The sequence below is a fragment of the Methanosarcina siciliae T4/M genome, from assembly GCF_000970085.1.
GTDB classification, from domain to species: domain Archaea; phylum Halobacteriota; class Methanosarcinia; order Methanosarcinales; family Methanosarcinaceae; genus Methanosarcina; species Methanosarcina siciliae.
Genome location: NZ_CP009506.1, coordinates 1,976,494 through 1,997,355, shown reverse-complemented (window position 1 = coordinate 1,997,355; position 20,862 = coordinate 1,976,494). Strand labels below are relative to the sequence as shown.

13 protein-coding genes are annotated in these 20,862 nt (G+C 35.5%); 9 read left to right on the top strand and 4 right to left on the bottom strand.

Annotated elements, in window-relative coordinates; all coding sequences use genetic code 11:
• Positions 1 to 8: 8 nt before the first annotated feature.
• On the bottom strand, positions 9 to 647 hold the full coding sequence (locus MSSIT_RS08495) for a hypothetical protein (RefSeq protein WP_048171634.1): 639 nt from the start codon (positions 645 to 647) through the stop codon (positions 9 to 11).
• Positions 644 to 784, bottom strand: coding sequence for a hypothetical protein (locus MSSIT_RS24005; protein WP_197080347.1), 141 nt, complete (start codon positions 782 to 784; stop codon positions 644 to 646). Before MSSIT_RS24005 ends, MSSIT_RS08495 begins: the two co-directional genes overlap by 4 nt.
• A gap of 102 nt (positions 785 to 886) precedes the next feature.
• On the opposite strand from MSSIT_RS24005, the gene MSSIT_RS08490 reads away from it, so the two are divergent.
• From MSSIT_RS08490 to MSSIT_RS23060, 8 genes are all read left to right on the top strand, one after another.
• The gene (locus tag MSSIT_RS08490; RefSeq protein ID WP_048171631.1) at positions 887 to 1,780 is read left to right on the top strand and encodes a hypothetical protein; all 894 of its coding nucleotides are present in this window, start codon (positions 887 to 889) and stop codon (positions 1,778 to 1,780) included.
• Positions 1,777 to 2,994 (top strand): CRISPR-associated endonuclease Cas1, encoded by a 1,218-nt coding sequence (cas1, locus tag MSSIT_RS08485; protein WP_048174617.1) that lies wholly within the window; start codon positions 1,777 to 1,779, stop codon positions 2,992 to 2,994. The genes MSSIT_RS08490 and cas1 overlap by 4 nt, the downstream gene beginning before the upstream one ends.
• Positions 2,995 to 3,481: 487 nt before the next feature.
• Positions 3,482 to 5,770: a tetratricopeptide repeat protein gene (locus tag MSSIT_RS08480; RefSeq protein ID WP_048171629.1), complete on the top strand. Its 2,289-nt coding sequence runs from the start codon at positions 3,482 to 3,484 to the stop codon at positions 5,768 to 5,770.
• 889 nt (positions 5,771 to 6,659) lie between these two features.
• Positions 6,660 to 7,127: a hypothetical protein gene (locus MSSIT_RS08475; protein ID WP_048171627.1), complete on the top strand. Its 468-nt coding sequence runs from the start codon at positions 6,660 to 6,662 to the stop codon at positions 7,125 to 7,127.
• A complete protein-coding gene (locus MSSIT_RS21170) occupies positions 7,114 to 11,847 on the top strand; it encodes an NB-ARC domain-containing protein (protein WP_052721575.1) in 4,734 nt (1,577 codons plus the stop codon). Before MSSIT_RS08475 ends, MSSIT_RS21170 begins: the two co-directional genes overlap by 14 nt.
• Before the next feature lie 114 nt (positions 11,848 to 11,961).
• Entirely contained in the window at positions 11,962 to 17,166 is a 5,205-nt protein-coding gene (locus MSSIT_RS08460) for an NB-ARC domain-containing protein (protein ID WP_048171626.1), read from the top strand.
• Between the two features lie 485 nt (positions 17,167 to 17,651).
• Complete coding sequence (locus tag MSSIT_RS08455; protein WP_048171624.1) at positions 17,652 to 18,170, top strand: nuclear transport factor 2-like protein; 519 nt, start codon at positions 17,652 to 17,654, stop codon at positions 18,168 to 18,170.
• Between the two features lie 51 nt (positions 18,171 to 18,221).
• A complete protein-coding gene (locus tag MSSIT_RS23060; protein ID WP_156158821.1) occupies positions 18,222 to 18,551 on the top strand; it encodes a hypothetical protein in 330 nt (109 codons plus the stop codon).
• A 290-nt stretch (positions 18,552 to 18,841) separates the two neighbouring features.
• Here the strand turns inward: MSSIT_RS23060 and MSSIT_RS24655 are convergent, their stop codons facing one another.
• Positions 18,842 to 19,063 (bottom strand): hypothetical protein, encoded by a 222-nt coding sequence (locus MSSIT_RS24655; protein WP_048171622.1) that lies wholly within the window; start codon positions 19,061 to 19,063, stop codon positions 18,842 to 18,844.
• 92 nt (positions 19,064 to 19,155) lie between these two features.
• Here MSSIT_RS24655 and MSSIT_RS24000 point away from each other — a divergent pair, with 92 nt between their 5' ends.
• Positions 19,156 to 19,377 (top strand): DUF5652 family protein, encoded by a 222-nt coding sequence (locus MSSIT_RS24000; protein WP_048171620.1) that lies wholly within the window; start codon positions 19,156 to 19,158, stop codon positions 19,375 to 19,377.
• A 376-nt stretch (positions 19,378 to 19,753) separates the two neighbouring features.
• Here the strand turns inward: MSSIT_RS24000 and MSSIT_RS08440 are convergent, their stop codons facing one another.
• The gene (locus MSSIT_RS08440) at positions 19,754 to 20,824 is read right to left on the bottom strand and encodes a hypothetical protein (RefSeq protein ID WP_156158820.1); all 1,071 of its coding nucleotides are present in this window, start codon (positions 20,822 to 20,824) and stop codon (positions 19,754 to 19,756) included.
• Positions 20,825 to 20,862 lie beyond the last annotated feature (38 nt).

Here is a 20,862-nt window from a genome sequence, read left to right as displayed (position 1 = left end):
TCATCTCCTCAGTGCTGATAGAGTTCAAAAAATTCTGGTTCTTCCTCGGCTTCCCTTATCTCATAGAGCTTATCAAGGTCAGTTTCAAAGTGGTGGACTTTGCCTTCAGCATCCACTATTTGAATATCCTTGAATTTGGCAAGAACAGAAGGATCATTGTATTTTATTGCCTTGTCAACATTGGAGAAGTATTCTCCAATCAAAGATCTATCCTTAAAACTGGCTGTAACAATCGTTTTTTGTCCTTCGGTGGAGTAGATCCTCATTTCAGCCTGGATAGTATCGGCTTTTGTAACCTTCCAAGTTCCTCCTGATTTATACAGGTTCTTTCCAAGATGCTTGACTGCAAATTCTGTCCTTTTGCCTATTTTTTCAAGTACGGAAGAAAGGTTTTCCCCTTTTCTCATTTCCCTTAAAATTTGGAGAGATAGGTTTCTATCTCTCTTATCTTGGGATGAAAGAGTTTTCCACGCTGTCTGGCTAAGGTCAAAATCTCGTATCTTTAGGTTTCTAAGCTGGCTGAGGCTTTTATCAGGGAAAAACTTGTGTTTCCTAATGATTTCCTTAGCATATTTTGTATCCCTGGGCTGAGCCTTGAGCCATTCTCCATAAGTCCTGTAGTCTTTGGAAAACCTTGGTCTGCTCATCTGTCAGCCTCCATCATTCTGATAAAAGCTGTTCTCATAACTTCAGCCTGAGAGCATCCGTATTCTTCTGCTTTCTGTTCCAATTTCTCCTTAAGGTAAGGAGACAGTGTAATTAAAACTCTGTCTTTTGTGGTCATGTAACTCACAATAAACAATATGATCCATCACACTTATGTACAAAATTGAGTATAACTTTAAGTACAAGTTTGATGTATATTTTATATATACTTGGGATTAATATGAAGAAGAAAGAGTATGATTTTGATACCGAAATAAAGAATTATCTTGCCCAAAAAGGGTATGTAAGAAGGCGGCAACTCATAGAAGACCTAATGAAAGCACACAAAAATGAAAGGGGATATAGTCTCAAGAGTATAAACCGTAAACTGGATAATTTGATTAATCACGGTATAATTATAAGTCTTAAACACTCCGATTTTGGAAAATTAGGAATAGAAGATGCTGATAAAAGAGCTAGTTATCTTACCTTGAAAAATATATCCAAAATAAAGGAGCATATGGATAAGATTTTAAAAAGGCTTGCTTCAGAGGAGCCTATTAAGCAAAAAATGGCTTTAAAAGAGATTGCCCTTTATGAGCAAGTATATGTTTTAACTCCTGAACAATTGGATCTAGTAGTAAAGCAATTTGATAAGGGTATTGATAAGGGCACTATAGATGATGACCTTGCTAATACGCTATTACTTTTATTATACACATATATTTTGAAAAAATGTATTGAGCCCACGAATAAAGCAAAAACAATTGACTTGTTAGTAAAATTGCTAGACAAATATCCAGTTCCTGTTTCAACCCATGTAAACCTTAGAACTCACATCATCTATCTTCTTGGGCATTATGGACATAAAGCCGTAATTGAAAGGTTTATGGAAGATGCAAGAACCCTGAAAGATCCATTTTCTGTAGAAAATGTTTACAATACAGAATATACAGCCAATCTTATTGAGGAACACAGGGAAGAACTTTACAAACTGGAAGAAGAGTTAGCAATAGAAGGAAAAGACAACGCATTACGGTTTGTTTCTAACATACGAACTCAAGCTCTAATTAATTTGGGCTTGCATGAAAATCCTTATACTAAAGGAAAGAAGGAGGTTGACGATTCTTGGTGAGACTTCTTCTTTTGAATGGGCACGGCATAAATATGCATGTTGATGGAGCCAAGCTTCATATTAAAGATGGAAGGTTTTCAACTACAGAAGAGCCTCAAGAATACATATTTTCTCCAAAAAGGATTGATATTGACAGCATTATCATTTATGGTAAGAGTGGGAACCTTACCTTAGAGGCTGTTAGATGGCTTATTAAGCATAATGTCCAGATCTCAATTCTTAATTGGGATGGCAAACTTTTAACAACAATGCTTCCTCCTGAAAGTACCAACGTAAAAACAAAGTTTGCTCAGTACCATGCTTTTGAGGATAAGGAAGCAAGGCTTGAGATAGCAAAGAATTTTATTGAGGCTAAATTTGACAAGTCTAAGACTGTTCTTGATTTTTTGAGCCAAAGGTATCCTGAAATTGAATTTGATATTTCAGAGGGACTCACAAAACTAAAAGATGTAAAGAGTACCAGGGAAATTTTGGGAATAGAGGGAACTTTAGCCGGTAAATACTGGATAGAGTTTTCAAAGGCTGTTCCAAAAGAATATGATTTCTGTAACAGGATAGACCAGTTCAGAAGAGCTATGGGTTCAGGGGATATGGTAAACACTATGCTCAATTATGGCTATTCTCTGCTTGAATCTGAATGCCTGAGAGTCATAAATACTGTGGGTCTGGATGCTCATGTAGGGTTTTTGCATGAAATGACACCAAGCAAAAACAGCTTAGCGTATGACCTTCAGGAGCCTTTCAGGTTTCTTGTGGATCTGGCAGTTATCAGCCTGGTTGAAAGTGGAGCTATGGAAAGTAAAGATTTCATAAGGACAGAAAATTACAATCTCAGGCTGAAGCCTACAGGAGCTAGGAAGATTGTTAATGAGTTTTCCAATATGCTGAATAAAAAGGTAAGTTACCAGGGAAAAGAAAGCACTTGGAGTTATGTTATCTTTCTGAAGGTAAGGGAATTAGCCCATTACCTTACAAGTAAAAAGGAAAAACTGAATTTCGTTAAGCCTGAGTATGAAATTGAGAGAATTGATTCTTATGACATAAGGCAAAAGATTCTCAATATTTCTTATGTTGACTGGAAGAAGTTAGGATTTTCTAAAGGTACTTTACATTATATGAAGCAAAATGCCAAGTCAGATAAACCCTTTACTCTCAATGCTCATGTTCTGGAAAGAGTAAATAAGTGGGAGGCATTGGTTTCAAGTCAAAAGTAAAATGTGTATGTTTTTACTGTAAATTGTAAAAAATGTAAATTTTACAGGTAAAATAGTAAAACGATATCAAGAGAAATTGTAAATTTTACAGTAAAATAGTAAAAAGGTATCAAGAGAAATTGTAAATTTTACAGTAAAATAGTAAAACGATATCATGAGAAAATGTAAAATTTACAGTAAAATACAAAAAATAAACGGAATCTAGCGGAAACAACATTTTCTGTTGTCAAAAAGAAGTCTTGGGAAGTACTAAGGGCAAGAAAGTTCTATGAACAAGTCAAAGAAATAAAAATTAAACTGTTAGTGGGTAACCAAACAAAATGTTGAAGAAATAATTTACATCAAAATAAGGACTTCTACAGAGCCCGTTAGTTAAACAATTAACAGATATTCTGGAGAATAAAACCAAAAATTCATTTCTGACCGTATTAAATAATAAAACTTATTTTACCAGCTTCCAATATTAAAGAAAAATCTGAGGAGTTTTATGGATCCAATCTCTCTTGCTCATCAAGCAACAGATGTTCTCGCTCCTGCCCTGCCGTTCATTTATGCGGAAAGAGATGTTGTAACAGCGAAAGTTCACGATATGCTTCTTGAGAAAGGTATCGAAAAATTGGGCTCTAAATCTTTAAATAAAGCTAAAGTTGTGTTTGATAAAATAAGGTCAAAAAAGAGCAAACCCATAGAAATAGCCCTTGAGAAATTGTCCAAAAACTCAGAAGACACAACAGCAAAAGAAGAGCTTCAACAAGGAATCTTGAAATTGCTAAGTGAAGACCGAGATCTAGCAAGGAAAATTGATCTTACTATAAATCTCAACGTGGAGAATATTAATCATCTCGCCTTGGGAAACTATAATACATTTTTCAATATTGAAACTCCTTCTGGTGATGAGTATATCAAAATCATTGAATATCTGGATGAAAGAAGAAAAGAAGCAGAAAACCACGAAATTATGAGCCGATATAATTCTTCAGCTCTTCCAGCTTATCCTGAAAGGTTAAAGGAATTCGTTACTAATAACAGGGCTGATGAGTTAAGAAACGCCCTTACATATCTTGAAAAACACAACATTTTACTTATTAGTGGTATTGGAGGTGTGGGGAAAACTACGCTTGCAAGAGCTCTTGTTGATCTCAGACCTATAAATGTCCCAGAACCTTTTTGGTTTAGCTTTTATGATAACCAGGACGCAAAACTGGATGATATCCTTGAAGAACTTGCAGCATATATGAGAGCTCCTGAAATTACAGAATTTAAATCAGACAGGAGAGAACCCGGAAAAAATGATGTGGATAAGTTCACAGGCGTGCTCAATGACAGAAGCGAAATCTGGCTCTTTTTTGATGATTTGAGCATTATACTTGAAAATACAAAATTTAATGATAAGGGAATTGAACTTCTTTTTTCTTCTTTACGATACCGTACCCATAATGCAAAGATCATTATCACAAGCCGTGTTCTTCCCAATTTTAAAAATGGAGAAAGTCTTATCGACGTAGTTGAGGAGGAGGAGAAACAGCATCTCAATGGGTTGAGAACGGATTTTGCAGTTGATTATCTCGCCAAAAATGGACTTGATAGTTTAACGCTTGACGAATTAAAAATACTAGCTAAGGACGTAGATGGGCATCCTCTGGCACTAAAGCTTTTAGTAGGCCTTGTTAAAAAGTTTGGAGTATCTGATACATTAAACGATCTGACTCGATATAGAGACCTCAAAGAAAGCACAATCAAGAAAACCAGAAAAATGTTTGATAAATTGGCGGGGAACGAAAAGGAGCTATTAGAGCGCATATCAGTCTATCGTCGGGCTGAAACTATGAATGCAATTAAAATTATGTTTACAGATAAGACGGCCATAGATGCTGTAGACAATTTGATAGACAAATCATTATTGGAAACTGACCATAAAGGGAGGTACTGGCTTCAAAATCAAGTAGAAAAATTTTCTTATATTGATCTAAAAAATAAAAAAGAAGTCCATAAACTTGCAATGGAATATTACCGTTTCCTAATTACAGATGAGCTTGGAGAAAAAGAATATAATGATCTTGCGTTTGAAGCCTTATACCATGCAAATATGGCAGAAGAATACGATCAGGTTGACAACATCCTTCGTGAGAATCTCCATTTTGAATTTGATAATGATACCATATTAGATACTATATTAAAATCTTTTAATTTAATGATAGAACAATTTGCTATAAATCCTTTTGTTAGGGAAGTAGAAGACGAAATTCATGCTGCGATTTTTAGGGGTACAGCGATGGCATACCGTAATAGTGGAGAATCGAGAAAAGCAATTGAAAAATATGAAAAGGCACTGAAAATTTATCAAGAAATTGGGCAGCGGCGAAATGAAGGGGATACTCTTGGATATCTGGGGAAAGCATATAATGATCTTGGAGAGTCGAGAAAAGCAATTGAGTGTCATGAAAAGGCACAGAAAATTGCTCAAGAACTTGGGTACCGGCGAAAAGAAGTAAATAACCTTGGAGATATGGGTCTAGCATATAATAATCTTGGAGAGTCGAGAAAAGCAATTGAATGTCATGAAAAGGCACTGAAAATTGCTCAAGAACTTGGGTACTGGCGAAAAGAAGTAGATAACCTTGGAGATATGGGTCTAGCATATAATGATCTTGGAGAGTCGAGAAAAGCAATTGAGTGTCATGAAAAAGCACTGAAAATTGCTCAAGAACATGGGGAACAAGAATTAATTAATTCTTGTAAGAGACAGCTTGAGGAACTGAAAAATGATACACGATAGACTTCGTTGCTAGGTTTAAGATAAAAACTATGAGCCGATCCCAAAATTCAAAATTTGCTCTTTGAATCTCATATTTAAGTGGAAAATCGAGCTTCTGATTATGAAATAAAACTGGAATAATTCTGAGAATTGAGATTAAAACTGGGTTTTGGGATGAGCTCAAACATAAATTAAGATGAGATGGGGCAACTCTAAAAAATTTTGTGCATTATCTCTACAAATCTCTACTAAAGGATGTACAAAAAAAGACTTTTTTATTCAACTTTTATTTAAAAAATGGTGTAATTTTTATTCAAGGCAGTTTTCTAAGATAAGAGGTTGTGCATCATCTTCACACATGCGTTGCGTTTTTTGAAGATACCTATATCCCCGCACTAAATGAGGGGGATATAGGTAAGTCAAAAAAATGCAACGCTGTTTTGTATAGTATTTGCACAACCTATTCTTTTAAAAATTGTCCAACTAAAAACGAACTACATATTTTTATTTTTTTATCAATAAAAAATCGAGATTTTTTAAGCTAGTACAGAGTTTATTTACAACCCGTTTTTTTAAGAAATTGCCTAATAAAATTAACTTTCATTTTTAATGAGATCTGTATAATAATGATTTAAGTTTTTTATCTGGGTTTATAAAAGTTATGCAAACTTAATTTTTGAAGGTCTTATTAATCTTAATATCTTTATTGTATCTATATATAATTTCCAAAAACTATATAAAAATGATATAGGATCTATGCAATCTAACCACGAATTAAGTAATAAGTCTTTTAACTATTTAAAATACAAAATTAAACCATAATGTATTTTATACTTAAGTTTTGATCTTAAATGATAAATCCTATAAGTTTCTTATGAAAAGATAATTTTTTTCAGAAAGGTGTGAAATAATGATGCAACAGGATTCATTATGGCAACTGGCGCAATCAGTCACAAAATTCCTTGAACCCTTAGTTCCTTACATAATAGCAGGAACAAAAAAAGCGGCTGAGGAAGCTGTTAAAAAAGTAGGATCTAATGTTTGGGAAAAGGGAAAGAGTCTTTGGGGAAAATTGTACTCTAAAGAGCAACCTGAATTAAAAGAAGCTGCAGGAGATATGGTAATTTTACCCACTGATGTAGAGGTGAAGCAGAATTTTACTCAGGAAGTTCAAAAAACTCTTGAAAATGATCCTGATTTAGCTAGAGAGATTGAAACTATGATGCAAGACAGCGTGATACAGAGGGTATTAGCTAACAGTAATTCAAAGATAGAGGACGTGGAACAAAACGCAATAAGTAATGTACGCCAAGAGGTCATTGCCACAAATAATAGCTCTATCAAAGGAGTGAGGCAGACCCAGAATGCCAGAAACTGAAGAAAACTCAGTGAAAGAGAAAATTGTAGCTACAAATGGTTCTAGTATTTCAGATGTTACACAAATAGGTGTTCAGAACATTCATAATGTATATTCTTCAGGTGCTCCTTATATAGTGCCTTTTCAAGTTCCATCACTGACAGAAGATGCTGTAGATCTACCTGAAGTAAAACAAGAGGTTAAAAGCCGCCTCCTCAATGGTAGCAATCCAAAGGGGATACTTGCCATTACTGCCATACAGGGACTAGGAGGTATTGGAAAAACAACTCTAACAATTGTTCTAACCCATGATGAAGAAGTTCAAAAATACTTTTCAGATGGAATACTTTGGGTTACTTTGGGTCAGGAACCTGAAAAGTTATATTTGCTAAACAGCTGGATACAAGATCTTGGAGACTATCGATCAAATCATACTACAATTGAAGCGGCATCAAACCATTTGAGAACACTTCTTTACGAAAAACATATTCTTTTGGTCATAGATGATGCTTGGGATACCAGTGATGTAAAACCTTTTTTAGTAGGTGGATCTAACTGCCAGACTATAATAACAACAAGAAAAACTTACATAGCCGAAGAGCTTGGTGCAAAATGCTACTCTTTGAATGTGATGACTGAGGAACAATCTCTTGAGCTCTTCAAGAATATTCTAAAAGATCGGTGGAATGATAACGAAAAAGAGAATGCCCTTAAAGTCGCCAAAGATGTTGGTCATCTTCCATTAGCTCTAAATTTGGCAGCCAAAAGAAGAATGAGGGACTATTCCTGGATAGAGCTACATGAAGCCCTTGAAGAAGAAATTGCCCGCCTTAGTATTTTAGAAAGCCCACGAAGACTAATGAAAAGAGAAGAAAGTCTCGAAGCATCCTTAAGTCTCAAAGCATCTTTAAACCTGAGTTTAAGAGCTCTCAGATCCTTTGATGTGGAAGCATATGAGGACTTTATCTGGCTTGGAGTTCTGCCTGAAGACATTAAAATAAATAAAAGAATGGCTTCCACCTTATGGGATACAGACACCAAAGAAGCTGGAGAAATGCTTGAAATTCTTTGGGAAGAGGGTCTGCTTATACAAGATTTAGAAGTTCAATTTGGGAGTGAAAGACTAAAAACATATCGAGTCCATGACCTTTTTCATGATACTGCTCGTTATTACTTAACACTCTCACCTCTTACCAACAAAGCTACAGATATTCCAGGATTAGGATGGAAACTTAACGAAGCACATGCTTCTTTATTAGACCGTTATTCATCAAAAACACAGAAAAAAGGAATGTGGCATACTCTAATAGACGATGCCTACATCCACAGCCATCTCACTTGGCATATGGAAAAAGCAGGTCAGATTGAAAATATTCACAAATTACTAATTGAGGAAACTGAAGAAGGAAAAAACGGATGGTATGAAACCCTTGAATCCTTAGGACAAAATGCAAATTTTATTGAAGATGTTATGAGAGCATGGAATTTATCCGAAAAACATTCAGAAAGCCAAATAGAACAAACGGGTAAAGCTTCTATTATTGGACTGGAAATCCGTTATGCTCTTATTTATACCTCAATAAACAGTTTGTCAGCAAACATTCCTGTAGAATTACTGGTCGCATTTCTTGATACTAATAGATGGACTGAAGCTAAGGCATTTATATACGCACAAAAGGAACCTGACCCTTATAAAAGAATAATTAAATTGATCTCAATTTGTCAAAAAACAAAATATGAATCCATAAAAATGGATATTTTGGGAAATGCCCTTGATGCAGCTTCAAAGATTCAATCTGTTTATGGAATAACAAAAGCACTTTCAGTTATTGTTCCAAATTTGGATGGGCAAAGAAAAGAAAAAATGATGGAAAAAACTCTTGACATAGCTTCCAAGATTCAAGATGATTATTTTAGAGTGGAGGCACTTTCTGCTATTGTTCCTTATTTGGATGGGCAAAGAAAAGAAGTGATGGAAATAATTTTTGATGCAGTCTCCAAGGTTCAATATGATTACACAAGAGTAAAGGCACTTTCATCTCTGCTTCCTTATTTGGATGGAAAAAGAAAAGAAGAAGTAATTGAAAAAGCCCTCGATGCAGTATCAAAGATTGAAAATAATTATGATAGAGTACAAGCACTTTCAGTTATTGTTCCAAATTTGGATAGGCAAAAAAAAGAAGAAATGATGGAAAAAACTCTTGACATAGCTTCCAAGATTCAAGATGAATATAAAAGATCAAAAATACTCTCTGTTTTTATTTCTAATTTGGATGGACAAAGAAAAGAAATTTTAATGGAAAAAGCTCTTGATATAGTCTCTAAGATTCAAGATAATTCTTGTAGAGTAAAAGCACTTTCATCTCTGCTTCCTTATTTTAGCAGTCAAAGAAAAGAAGAAATACTGGAAAAAGCTATTGATGCAGCCTCCAAGATTCAAGATGATTATACAAGAGTAGAGGCACTTTCATTTATTATTCCTTATTTGGATGGAAAAAGAAAAGAAGAAGTAATTGAAAAAGCCCTTGATGCAGCATCAAAGATTGAAAATGATTACACAAGAGCAAAAGCACTTTCATCTGTTGTTCCTTATTTGGATGGAAAAAGAAAAGAAGAAGTAATTGAAAAAGCCCTCGATGCAGCATCAAAGATTGAAAATGATTTTAGAGTAGAGGCACTTTCATCTGTTGTTCCTTATCTGGATGGAAAAAGAAAAGAAGAAGTAATTGAAAAAGCCCTCGATGCAGCCTCCAAGATTGAAAATGATTACACAAGAGCAAAAGCACTTTCATCTCTTGCTCCTTGTTTTGATGGGCAAAGTAAAGAAGAACTTATGGAAAAAGCCCTTGATATAGCCTTCCAGATTGAAAATAATTATGACAGAGAGTATGTACTTTCAGCTATTCTTCTTAATTTGAATATGAAAGTAAAAGAAGAATTGATGGATAAAGCCCTTGATGTAATCTCCAAGATTAATGATAATTATTATAAAGAAAAGGTACTTTTAGCTATTATTTCTTATTTTGATGGGAAAAGAAATGAAAAATTTGTGGAAGAAGCTCTTAAGGTAACCTTCGATATTCAAGATGGTTATGCAAGAGAAGAGACACTTTCTTCAATTGTTTCTTATTTTGATGTTAAAAGAAAAGAAGAGGTACTGGAAAAGGTTCTTGATATAACCTTCAAGATTAAAGATGATTATATAAGAGCACAAGTAATTTCCTCAATTGTCCTTAATTTGTATGGACAAAGAAAACAAGAAGTGATTATAAAAATTCTAGATATAGCCTCTAAGATTGACAATGAATCTCATAGAGCACAGGTACTTTTTTCTATTATTCCTTATTTGGATGGACAAAGAAAAGAAGAAGTGATGGAAAAAGCTCTTGATGCAGCATCAAAGATTGAAAATAATTATGAACAAGTACTATTACTTTTAGCTATTGTTCCTCATTTGGGTGAGCAAAGAAAAGAAGAGGTGATTAAAAAAGTCCTCGATTCAGTCTCCAAAATTAAAGATGATTATTTTAGAGAGGAGGCACTTTCTGCTGTTTTGCCTAATCTCGATGGGCAAATAAAAGAAAAAATGATGGAAAAAGTCCTTGATATAGCTTTCAAGATTGAAACTTATTCAGATAGAGCACAGGCACTTTTATCTATTATTCCATATTTGGATGTGAAAAGAAACGAAGAAGTGATAGAAAAAGCCCTCGACGCAGTCTCCAAGATAAAAAATGATTCAAAAAAAGTAAAGGCACTTTCCTCTATTGTTCCATTCTTGCATGAGCAAAGAAAAGAAGAAATGATGGAAAAAGTCTTTGATGTAGCTTCCAAGATTAAAAACGAATATTATAGAGCGCAGGCACTTACTGATATTGTTTTTTATTTTGAGGGGAAGAAAAAGGAAGAAGTATTTAAAACAGCTCTTGATGCAATCTCCAAGATTAAATATAGTTATGATAGTGCACATGCTTATGATAGTGCACAGGCACTTTTATCTCTGGTTCCTTATTTGGATGGTCAAAGAAAAGATGAAATGATGGAAAAAGTCCTTGATATAGCTTCCAAGATTAAAAACGAAAATTATAGAGCAAATGTACTTTCCTCTATTGTTCCTTATTTTTATGGTCAAAGAAAAGAAGAAGTTGTTGAACTAGCTCTTGATGCAGCCTCTAAGATTAAAAAGGACTCTGATAGAGCACAGGCGCTTTCCTCTACTATTCCTTATTTTAATGGACGAAAAAAAGAAAAACTGATAGAAAAAACTCTTAACATAGCTTCCAAGATTGAAGAAGATTCAGATAGAGCACAGGCACTTTCCTTTATTATTCCAAATTTGGATGGGCAAAAAAAAGAAGAAGTGATGGGAATAGCCCTTGATTTAGCCTCCCAGATTGAGATTGATTACTATAGAGCAGAGGTACTTTTCGCTATTTTTCCTTATTTGGATGGGCAAAGGAAAGAAGAAGCGGTGGAAAAAGCCCTTAACTCAATCTTCAAGCAAGATGATTATAGAAGAGCTGAGTTATTCCACATTATGTTATCACGCATGAGGAATTTTTCAATAAATAATCTTTATTTTTGTTGGAGAAAAACAATTCAAGTTCTAAGAGAACGTACTCGAAGTAATTTACTTATTGACATTATTGCATTAATCCCGATTATAATTGACTTGAGTGAAGATGAAACTCTGTTTGAAATTTCTCAGGCTATAGAAGACGTATCTCGATGGTGGCCTTAATTAAAATTACTTGTCTAACTCTCTAATTTGAAATAATCAATTAATTTTCTGATTTGAAAAATAGTTTTTATAATTTTAAAGGTAAAAATAAAGAGGGTGTGGAGCAGACCCAAAATGCCAGATAATGAAAAAACTTCATTGGATCAGAAAATCATAGCTACAAACGGGTCTCATATTGAAAATGTTAATCAAGAGATACATATACACTCATTAGATGCTCGTTATAGGAAACATTTTCAAGTTCCACGTTTAACAGGAGAGTTTGTAGAAATCCCCAAAAAAGAAGAGATTAAAAACCGCTTACTCAACAGTAACAACTCAAAAGGAATATTTGCTGTTACTGCAATTCAAGGACTAGGAGGTATTGGAAAAACAATCCTTGCTAAAATTTTAGCTAATGATAAGGCTGTTCAAAATCACTTTTCAGATGGGATACTCTGGGCTGCCCTTGGTCAGGAGCCTGATATACTCTCTTGGCTAATCAATTGGATACAGGAACTTGGAGATTACCGATCCACTTATACCACAGTAGAAACGGCATCAAATCATCTTAGATCATTGCTCCATGAAAAATCTATCCTTTTAGTCATAGATGATGCTTGGGATACCAGTGATGTAAACCCTTTTTTAGTAGGTGGGTCTAGCTGCCAAGCTATAATAACAACAAGAAAAAATTACGTTGCCGAGGATTTGGATCCAGAATTTTTTCCTTTGAATGTTATGACAAAAGAGCAATCCCAAGAGCTATTCAAGAATGTTCTCAAAGATTGCTGGGATGAAGTTGAAAAAGAGAATGCCCTTAAAGTCGCCAAAGATGTTGGTTATCTTCCATTAGCTCTAAATTTGGCAGCTAAAAGAAGAAAAAGAGGTTATTCTTGGATAGAGCTACATGAAGCTCTTGAGGAAGAAATTGCCCGCCTTAGTATTTTAGAAAGCCCACGAAGATTAAGGAAAGGGGAAGAAAGTTTTGAAGTATCCTTAAGTCTCAAAGCATCCTTAAACTTGAGTTTGAGAGCTCTCAGATCCTTTGATGTGGAAGCATATGAGGACTTTATCTGGCTTGGGATTCTGTCAGAAGACGTTAAAATAAATGAAAGAATGGCTTCCACCTTATGGAACATAGATAAAGAAGAAGCTAGGCAGATACTTGAAGTTCTCTGGGAAGAAGGTCTGCTTATCGAGGATGCAATAATACTTTTGGGAAACGAAAGAATAAAAACATACCTAATGCATGACCTTTTTCATGATATTGCTCGTCATTATTTAACACTTTCACCTGTTACTAAAAGAGCCACAGATATTCTTGGATTAGGATTAAAACTTAGTGAAGCACACTCTTCCTTATTAAATCGCTATCAATCACAAACACAGAAAGGTTTGTGGCATACCCTGATAGATGACGGCTACATCTACAGTCATCTTTCATGGCATATGGAGAAAGCGGGAAAAATTGAAGATATTCATAAATTGCTAAGTGAAGAAAACGAAAAAGGAAAAAATGGATGGTATGAAGCACTTGAATCCCTCGGATTAAATACAGTTTTTGTTGAAGATATAATGAGAGCATGGAAATTAGCTGAAAAAGAGTCAAAACGTCAAATAGAACACGGGGGTAAAGTTTCTTCTATCGGACGGGAAATACGTTATGCTCTTATTTACACCTCAATCAACAGTTTGTCAGCTAATATCCCTGAAGAGCTACTGGTCGCCTTTCTTGAAACTAAGAAATGGACTGAAGCTAAAGTGCTCATATATGCACAAAAGGAACCTGATCTTTACACAAGAGTATCTAAATTAATCTCAATTTATAATAGAATAAACGGCGAGTACATAAAAGAAGAAGTAATGGAAAAAGCTCTTGATGCAGCCTACAAGATTGAAGGTAACGATGCGAGAGCATATGCATTTTCATCTATTATTTCTTATTTGGATGGACAAAGAAAAGAAGAAGTGATGGAAAAAGCTCTTGATGCAACTTACAGCATTGGATATGATGATGGAAGAGTATGGGCACTTTCAGGTCTTATTCCTAATCTGGATGGACCCAAGAAAGAGGAACTGATAGAGAAAGCCCTTGATATAGCCTCCGAAAATAAATATGACTCTTCAAAAATAGAGACACTTTCAGTTATTGTTCGTTATATTGATGGACTAAACAAAGAAAAAGTGATGGAAAAAGCCCTTGATATGGCCTCCAGTTTTGAAGATGATGATGACATATCACAGGTACTTTCAGTCATTGTTCCTCATTTGGATGGACAGAAAAAAGAAGAACTGATGGAAAAAGTTATTGATATAGCCTTAAATATTGAAGATAACTCTAAAAGAGTAAAAGCACTTTCATCTGTTATTCCTTATTTTGATGTGCCAAAAAAAGAACTGATGGAAAAAGTTCTTGATGCAGTTTTCAAAATTAAAGACGATTACTTTCAAGTAAAGACACTCTCAGTCATTGTTCCTTATTTGGACAAGTTACAAAAGAAAGAAGTAATGGAAATAGCCCTTGATATAGCTTCCAAGATTGAAAATGGTAATTCCAGAGCAAAGGCGCTTTCAGCTCTTGCTCCTTGTTTTGATGGGCAGAAAAAAGAAGACTTAATGGAAAAAGCGCTTGATGCAATGTATGGGATTGAAGATGATTCTTCAAGAGTAAAGACATTTTTAGATATTTTTCCTTATTTTGATGGGCCAAAGAAAGAAAAACTGACGGAGAAGACCCTTGATATTATCTCTAAGATGACATATGATTATTCAGCTATATTGGTTCTTTCTTATATTGTTCGTTATTTTGATGGCCCAAACAAAGAAAAAGTGATGGAGAAAGCCCTTGATATAGCCTCCTGTATTGAAAACGATGATGACATAGTTAAGATTCTCTCAGTTATTGTTCCTTATTTGAATGGCCCAAAAAAAGAAGAAGTGATGGAAAAGGCCCTATATTTAGCCTCTAGGATTGTAGATGATTATTCAAGAGTATGGGCACTTTCAGTTATTGTTCCAAATCTCGATGGACAGAGAAAAGAAGAACTTATGGGAAGAGCTCTTAATATATTCTCTAAGATTGATCTTAATATTGTCTCTGAGTATGAAGATTATGATGGTGACATTCCAGAGTTTCCTGGTCTTCAGGCATTTTCAGACCTTATTCATTTTTTTGATGGGCCAAAAAAAGAGGAAATTATTGGAATAGCTCTCGATCTAGTCTCTAATATTGAAGATGATTCTACAAGAGTAGAGGCACTCTCATATATTGTTAATTATCTTTATGGTCCAAAAAAACAAAAACTAATAGAAAAAGCTCTAGATATAATTTCTGAGATTCAAGATGATTCTGCAAGAGCACAGGCACTTTTAGCTATTATTCGTCGTTTGGATGGTAAAATAAAAGGAGATGTAATGGAAAAAGCTCTTGATGCAGTATCTAAGATTGGGGACAGCTATTCAAGAGTATGGGCACTTTTATCTATTGTTCCGAATTTGAGTGGGCAGAGAAAAGAAGAAGTGATGGGAAAAGTCCTTGATGCAACCTCTAGGATTGAAGATGATGATGACGTATCAAGGGTACTTTCAGTTATTATTCCAAATTTGGGTGGGCAGATAAAAGAAGAAGTGATGGATAAAACCATTGATCTTGCCTCCAAGACTAAATATAATTATTTCCGAGCAGAGATGCTTGCAGCTATTGTTCCTAATTTGGATGGGCCAAAAAAAGAAGGAGTAATGGAAAAAGCCTTTGATGCCGCCTACAAGATTGAACATAATTATTCAAGAGTATGGGCACTTTCAGCTATCATTCCTTATTTGGATGGGCCAAAAAAAGAAGAAGTGATGGGAATAGCCCTTGATCTAGCCTCCAAGATTGAAGATGATTCTACAAGAGCACAGGCACTTTTAGCTATTGTTCCTTATTTGGATGGGCAAAGAAAAGGAGAAGCGATAGGAGAAGTTCTTGATACAGTCTTCAATATTGAAGATGATTACGACATAGTAGAGGCACTTTTAGCTATTGTTCCTTATTTTGATGGGCAGAGAAAAGAAGAACTGATGGATAAAGCCTTTGATGCAAACTCCAAGATGCCATATGATTATTCAAGTGTATGGATACTCTCATCTATTGTTCCTTATTTGGATGACCAAAGAAAAGAAGAACTAATGGGCAAAGCTCTTTCCGCAGTCTCTAAAATTAAAGATGGTAATAAAAGATCACGGATACTTTTAGCTATTATTCCTTATTTGGATGGACAAAGAAAAGAAGAACTGATGGAAAAAGCCTTTGATGCAAACTCCAAGATCCAATATAATTCTGCAAGAGCACAGGCACTTTTAGCTATTGTTCCTTACTTCGATGGGCCAAAAAAACAAGAAGTGATTGAAATAACCCTTGATTTAGCTTTCAATATTGAAGATGATGGAGCAAGAGCACAGGCCCTTTCGTCTCTTATTCCTTATTTGGATGTACGAAAAAAAGGAGAAGTAATGGAAAAAGCTCTTGATGCAGCCAACAAGATTGAAGATAATGATGACATAGTGGAGGCTCTTTTAGCTACTGTGCCTAATTTGGATGGACCAGACAAAGAAAAACTGATGGAAAAAGCTCTTAATATATTCTCTAAGATTGACCTTGATATAGCCTCTAATATTGAATATGATGATGACTATAACATATTAGAAGCATTTTTAGATCTTATTCCTTATTTTGATGGACCAAAAAAACATGAGATACGAGAAATAGCCTTTGATATAATCTCCAATATTGAAGATGACTTTACAAGAATAGAGGCACTTTTAGCTATTATTCCTTTTTTGGATGGACAAAGAAAAGGAGAAGCGATAGAAAAAGCCTTTGATATAGCTTCAAAGATTCGTTTTGAGAATTCAAAAGCATGGGTACTTTCAGCTATTTATCCTTATTTGGATGGACAAAGAAAGAAAGAACTGATGGAGAAGGCCTTCTATTTAGCTTCCTGTATTGAATTTAATTATGATATATATCAGGCACATTCATCTATTGCTACTTGTTTGGACGACCAAAAAAAAGAAGAAATGATTGAAAAAGCCCTTGATACAGCCTCCAAGATTGAATATGATGATAAAAGAGCACGGGCACTCCAGATTATGTTATCATACTTAAGAAATTTGCCTGTGGATAGTCTTTATTTTTGGTGGAAAAGAACAATTCAGGTTCTAAGAGAGCGTACTCGAAGTAATTTACTTATGGATATTATTATGTTAATCCCGCTTATAACTGATCTGGGCGAAGATGAAACATTATTTGAAATTTCTCAGGCTATTGTAGATGTATCTCGCTGGTGGCCATAAAGTATGTCTGCTGAGAAAAACTTCTATTTTTATTGTTGCTTTAAAATTGCCTTCAAAATTTTAAACTTAGCCTCCCAAATCTCAAAAAATTATAACTTTTCTTAAAATTTAACCTGGCCCCCAGAAACCAAGCTTTCCCAAGCTTTAACCCTCTCCAAAACATGGCTGTTAAGCGTGAAAGGCTTATAGCTTTTGGCACTCTGCTTCATGTAATGTAAAGTTCTCTTAGAAAACCCTAGTTTTTTCCAATCAACATAAGAAATGTTAAGAATTTTTTGCCTAATTTCTTGAGAATCAACCCTGAAAACCCCAAACTCAGGCTTAACAAAATCAAGTTTTTTGGTTTTTCTGATAAATAATGGCTTAACTCCCAGGTTTTTAAGAGTAAAACAGACCTCCAGGTTCTTTGTTTTGCAGAAACAGGGCTGATGAGGATTGGTAGGTTTATATGCTCTTAGAACAAATCCCTGTGTAGAGTGGATTTCATGACGGTAATTGAGACATTAAAGGACTTTTTTATTCTTCTCCAGGAGGAAGATACGGAAAAATTGCTTTCCATTTTTGTAGGGGAACCTGTGATAGATACGCCCATGGAAGGAAGAATTACAGGCAGGGAGGAATTCATTGCATTTGTCGACCGGCAGCACCAATGGCTAAAAGGGCATGACGTAGGACAGCAATTCGTAGAGATTACAGCAAGCGTGCAGCGCGTCTGCGTCGAGCTTCTTCTGTACCTGCAGCATGATACCAGAAGTATGGACCTGCCGGTAGCCATCGTGGCTGACCTTGACGGGGACAAAAAAGTATCTGCGATCCGGATATATCACAGCATGTGGCCGCTCACAGGCAGGCACAGGGTAAGAGAGCCTCTGCTTAAACCTGCGGAAGGGCTTGAAGAGCCTGATTTTGTGAAGCAGTACATGCAGGCGCTGGGCAGCGGTGATGCTGCTATCATTGTGAACCTCTTCGAGGACGACGGCTATGCCAGGGAGCCCAGCAGTTAGGAATACACGCATTCGGGAAGAAGCAGCCTGAATAACTTCTATTCAACTATCTTGAAGGACGGTGGGATCTCACTCAAGCACTGCACAGCTACTTTTGATGGTAAACGTGCAGTAATCGAATATATTGCCGATGGCTGGGGAAAACAGAACTGCCACCACAGGCAGGGGTGGCTGTCTATGAACTCGGAAAAAACAGGAAGATGCACGCTGCCAGAATATACGACGATGTTACATCACCCGGAGAAGCAGTATAATTTCATTGCCCAGGATATTCATCTATCTTTAGGGAAATGTTCACAAACCACATCCCTTACCTTGTTCAGCCACCCCTTCCTTTGTTCGGGTATGCTTCCGGCTATAGTCCTGAACATCCTGCGATGAAAATTTCGTACGCCACAGAAGTCAAAGACACAACCCTTCTTTTATAAATGCAAAATAAAAAACATGACAAAATATGACTTCTTCTCAGATATAATAACAAGCCTATTCGATAATCCCATAGGTTTCTTAGTTTCGTTTATCATGTTAGCAGTCCCACCAGTACGGTTGTTATGGGTTTTTATAGCTGGTCTAATTACTTGCTTTCTCCGTTTTGCTTTCTCTGTTAGACCGATACCAGTAATTTAGAGCATCTCGATGGAGCCAAAGTGCTATTATGCTCATAACTATACTTACCACCAGCAAAAGGGTGGGTTCAGGATAGCGCCTGAAACTAATCCTGCTATCAGGAAATAGGCATGACATCCGAGAGGCACAAGAAAGACTCCTGCCGCCTGGAAGAATGGTGCAATCGTTGATGCTTCCTCTGTCTGCAATGCCTGGAGGTAGAACCAGATCGCACTCATGTAAAGGATTCCCGAGGCTGCTATGCCCACCATAAATTCATGGTCCAATACAAATACGCCAGGCCGGAAAAACAGCAGTGTAAACAATACTGGTATGTGAAGTTATTTAATTTTAAAAAACATTTATTCCAGAGAGGAAAATGGTAGACACTTCTATTTCATTGCTTCAAACAAATACACAATTTACAACCCTGATTTTAATTCTGGTGCTGTGGGAGCTCTTCTGGAAGGGGATAGCTCTGTGGAAGGCAGCACGAGAATCTCAGAGATACTGGTTTATCGCCATACTCATTTTGAATACGTTAGGTATTTTACCTATCCTTTATATTTTCTTATTTAAGGAAGGGAAAAAGGGAATATAAATAAAGAAGATCAAGTTGCACATCTCACACCGATATTCAGAGATTTCGACGGAAATTAAATGGATTGTTCACAAAGTCTGAGAATTACCAGTTACTATATAATTTACAAGCTTCTTTACCGCTTTTATTTAAAAGTTTAATAATTTTCTTTTCTTTATCCAATCCTTTATCTTCTTCAAATTACTTCTATCAAATCCACATTTCAGTCTTTCAGTGCTCCTCTCTCCTGCATCCTAAGCTGTTTTTCCTGTTGTACAACGTGCCAGGCCTAATGAGATAAATGCCTCTCTTGTCCCGGAGCTTTTAATTTATGATGACTCTTCTTCCTCTGTAATTTCCTGGTGCGGGATAGGTTCTTTTTGACTTATTGATTCACTCATGGTATAAAATTTGTTACATAGAAGTATACTCCTCCGATCCATTCATTTCTATCACGCGCAATTTGATTATTCAAAATGTAGGCTTTGATTTCCTCAACCCTTTGATCTGTGAAACTTTTAGCTTCTTTCTGTTCCTTTTGTCTTATTTCTCTTCCTGTACCTATTTGTCTACCCACTCTTTTGTAGAAACCATTTAATGGTAGGTTATTATCAGGAACTGCATCCGGTATATTAGCCAGGAAAACTTCTACACCACACTTTATGGAGTTCATGATGGTTTTATTATCATGGTCGGTTTCAGCAAAATAGATCACCATTTTATCATTTTTTAAGTAAAGATTAGGATTATTACGGTCTTCTACATTATTATTTACTAAAATTTTAAATGTGCTTACATAAGACTTCCAGTCTACACTTTTTTCCGTCCAACTCCAGGTAATATGTTTTGCAATCTCAACTGCCTGCTGCTGTGTTTTGATATTAACAATGATTCTATCGGTTTCATTGCCCAAATCTGTATTTGGATTTATTAAATGAAAATAATCACCTTCATCTAATCCATCCAACCTACGAAAATAATTAGTTATAGTCCAATAATCACTAAAATCAAATGAATTTATCTTCTTTTGAGGTATCAATCCCGCATACAATAACTCGGGACTTAATACAAATTCTTTAGGATTTACTGGTTCGTTTATGTAGTCCTTTTTAGGACTTGTACTTAAAATATGATATATGGCGTTAGTTAGATACTCATTTAATTTTCCGGCTCTTCCATGATGGTCATAGACAATATCATATACTTCCCCCAACATAAGTAAAGTCTCAATAATGTTAGCATCATTCTGAGATACAGTTTGGGAGGAAGGATCTCTAAATTTTTTCCCATTGATACACATATTATTACATATCAACTTCCTGCTTATCAATATTGAGGAATCAATATTGAGGATCTTTTTAAGAGGGAAATGAATGTCTTCCAGAATTACCCTGTTTCTCTTGTCATCTGCAGCCCCTCCAGTCCCCATACCTGAAAATCCCTGCCAAACATCACGATCACCCAGCAAAGAGCCTCACCCAGCAAAGATCCTGCAACCACTGCTCA

Excerpts from the sequence above, each read along its gene's own strand:
- MSSIT_RS24000 (WP_048171620.1), top strand. The coding sequence starts at position 19,156 with ATGGTAGACACTTCTATTTCATTGCTTCAAACAAATACACAATTTACA.
- MSSIT_RS08480 (WP_048171629.1), top strand. The coding sequence starts at position 3,482 with ATGGATCCAATCTCTCTTGCTCATCAAGCAACAGATGTTCTCGCTCCT.
- MSSIT_RS08460 (WP_048171626.1), top strand. The coding sequence starts at position 11,962 with ATGCCAGATAATGAAAAAACTTCATTGGATCAGAAAATCATAGCTACA.
- MSSIT_RS08455 (WP_048171624.1), top strand. The coding sequence starts at position 17,652 with ATGACGGTAATTGAGACATTAAAGGACTTTTTTATTCTTCTCCAGGAG.
- MSSIT_RS24005 (WP_197080347.1), bottom strand. The coding sequence starts at position 784 with ATGACCACAAAAGACAGAGTTTTAATTACACTGTCTCCTTACCTTAAG.
- MSSIT_RS08475 (WP_048171627.1), top strand. The coding sequence starts at position 6,660 with ATGATGCAACAGGATTCATTATGGCAACTGGCGCAATCAGTCACAAAA.
- MSSIT_RS08490 (WP_048171631.1), top strand. The coding sequence starts at position 887 with ATGAAGAAGAAAGAGTATGATTTTGATACCGAAATAAAGAATTATCTT.
- MSSIT_RS08495 (WP_048171634.1), bottom strand. The coding sequence starts at position 647 with ATGAGCAGACCAAGGTTTTCCAAAGACTACAGGACTTATGGAGAATGG.
- MSSIT_RS21170 (WP_052721575.1), top strand. The coding sequence starts at position 7,114 with ATGCCAGAAACTGAAGAAAACTCAGTGAAAGAGAAAATTGTAGCTACA.